1 rRNA gene is annotated in these 2,965 nt (G+C 53.8%); it reads left to right on the top strand.

The features are described 5' to 3' along the window. Positions 1–21: 21 nt before the first annotated feature. A 23S ribosomal RNA gene (locus Xets_RS27700) occupies positions 22–2,931 on the top strand. Positions 2,932–2,965: the final 34 nt, after the last annotated feature.

Below are 2,965 nucleotides of genomic sequence, written 5' to 3'. Positions count from 1 at the left end.
GAAGACACCTTCGGGTTGTGAGGTTAAGCGACTAAGCGTACACGGTGGATGCCTAGGCAGTCAGAGGCGATGAAGGACGTGCTAATCTGCGAAAAGCGCCGGTGAGCTGATATGAAGCGCTATCAGCCGGCGATGTCCGAATGGGGAAACCCAGTGCAATCCGTTGCACTATCCTTACCTGAATTCATAGGGTAAGGAGGCGAACCGGGGGAACTGAAACATCTCAGTACCCCGAGGAAAAGAAATCAACCGAGATTCCCCCAGTAGCGGCGAGCGAACGGGGAGGAGCCCAGAGCCATCAGCGATATGAGTGTCAGGAGAACGGTCTGGAAAGGCCGGCAGTAAAGGGTGAGAGCCCCGTATCCGAAGACACTGGTATTGTGAGCTCAACGAGTAGGGCGGGACACGTGGTATCCTGTCTGAACATGGGGGGACCATCCTCCAAGGCTAAATACTCCTGACTGACCGATAGTGAACCAGTACCGTGAGGGAAAGGCGAAAAGAACCCCGGCGAGGGGAGTGAAAGAGAACCTGAAACCGTGTACGTACAAGCAGTGGGAGCCTTGATTTATCAGGGTGACTGCGTACCTTTTGTATAATGGGTCAGCGACTTATATTCTGTAGCAAGGTTAACCGCATAGGGGAGCCGCAGGGAAACCGAGTCTTAACTGGGCGTTAAGTTGCAGGGTATAGACCCGAAACCCGGTGATCTAGCCATGGGCAGGTTGAAGGTTGGGTAACACTAACTGGAGGACCGAACCGACTAATGTTGAAAAATTAGCGGATGACTTGTGGCTGGGGGTGAAAGGCCAATCAAACCGGGAGATAGCTGGTTCTCCCCGAAAGCTATTTAGGTAGCGCCTCGTGAAGTCATCTTCGGGGGTAGAGCACTGTTTCGGCTAGGGGGTCATCCCGACTTACCAACCCGATGCAAACTGCGAATACCGAAGAATGTTATCACGGGAGACACACGGCGGGTGCTAACGTCCGTCGTGAAGAGGGAAACAACCCAGACCGCCAGCTAAGGTCCCGAAGTCATGGTTAAGTGGGAAACGAAGTGGGAAGGCTCAGACAGCCAGGATGTTGGCTTAGAAGCAGCCATCATTTAAAGAAAGCGTAATAGCTCACTGGTCGAGTCGGCCTGCGCGGAAGATGTAACGGGGCTAAACCATGCACCGAAGCTGCGGCAGCGACACGAATGTGTTGTTGGGTAGGGGAGCGTTCTGTAAGCCGGTGAAGGTGAACTGTGAGGTTTGCTGGAGGTATCAGAAGTGCGAATGCTGACATAAGTAACGATAAAGCGGGTGAAAAACCCGCTCGCCGGAAGACCAAGGGTTCCTGTCCAACGTTAATCGGGGCAGGGTGAGTCGACCCCTAAGGCGAGGCTGAAAAGCGTAGTCGATGGGAAACAGGTTAATATTCCTGTACTGGCCATAATTGCGATGGGGGGACGGAGAAGGCTAGGCAAGCCGGGCGACGGTCGTCCCGGTTTAAGTGTGTAGGTGGGATAACTTGGCAAATCCGGTTATCCAAGACACTGAGGCACGATGACGAGGCATTACGGTGCTGAAGTTGCTGATGCCCCGCTTCCAGGAAAAGCCCCTAAGCGTCAGATTATGGTCAATCGTACCCCAAACCGACACAGGTGGTCAGGTAGAGAATACTCAGGCGCTTGAGAGAACTCGGGTGAAGGAACTAGGCAAAATGGTGCCGTAACTTCGGGAGAAGGCACGCTGGCGTCAGGTGAAGAAACACGCTTTCGGAGCCGAGGCCAGTCGCAGATACCAGCTGGCTGCAACTGTTTAATAAAAACACAGCACTGTGCAAACACGAAAGTGGACGTATACGGTGTGACGCCTGCCCGGTGCTGGAAGGTTAATTGATGGGGTTAGCCGCAAGGCGACGCTCTTGATCGAAGCCCCAGTAAACGGCGGCCGTAACTATAACGGTCCTAAGGTAGCGAAATTCCTTGTCGGGTAAGTTCCGACCTGCACGAATGGCGTAATGATGGCCAGGCTGTCTCCACCCGAGACTCAGTGAAATTGAACTCGCTGTGAAGATGCAGTGTACCCGCGGCAAGACGGAAAGACCCCGTGAACCTTTACTATAGCTTGACACTGAACCTTGAGCCTTGATGTGTAGGATAGGTGGGAGGCTGTGAAATGTGGACGCCAGTCTGCATGGAGCCATCCTTGAAATACCACCCTTGAATGTTTGATGTTCTAACGTCGGCCCGTTATCCGGGTTGCGGACAGTGTCTGGTGGGTAGTTTGACTGGGGCGGTCTCCTCCCAAAGCGTAACGGAGGAGCACGAAGGTTAGCTAATCACGGTCGGACATCGTGAGGTTAGTGCAATGGCATAAGCTAGCTTGACTGCGAGAGTGACGGCTCGAGCAGGTGCGAAAGCAGGTCATAGTGATCCGGTGGTTCTGTATGGAAGGGCCATCGCTCAACGGATAAAAGGTACTCCGGGGATAACAGGCTGATACCGCCCAAGAGTTCATATCGACGGCGGTGTTTGGCACCTCGATGTCGGCTCATCACATCCTGGGGCTGAAGTAGGTCCCAAGGGTATGGCTGTTCGCCATTTAAAGTGGTACGCGAGCTGGGTTTAGAACGTCGTGAGACAGTTCGGTCCCTATCTGCCGTGGGCGTTGGAAGATTGCAAGGGGCTGCTCCTAGTACGAGAGGACCGGAGTGGACGCACCACTGGTGTTCGGGTTGTCATGCCAATGGCACTGCCCGGTAGCTAAGTGCGGAAGAGATAACCGCTGAAAGCATCTAAGCGGGAAACTTGCCTTAAGATGAGTCTTCCCTTGTCCCTAGAGGACACTGAAGGAACGTTCGAGACGAGGACGTAGATAGGCCGGGTGTGTAAGCGTTGCGAGACGTTGAGCTAACCGGTACTAATGACCCGTGCGGCTTAACCTGACAACACCGAAGGTGTTTTGGGGTTTGAGAGAGA

This window comes from Xenorhabdus sp. TS4, assembly GCF_014467265.1.
Classification (GTDB): domain Bacteria; phylum Pseudomonadota; class Gammaproteobacteria; order Enterobacterales; family Enterobacteriaceae; genus Xenorhabdus; species Xenorhabdus ehlersii.
The sequence above is the reverse complement of the archived record's forward strand: the minus strand, read 5'-3'. Positions and strand labels throughout refer to the sequence as shown.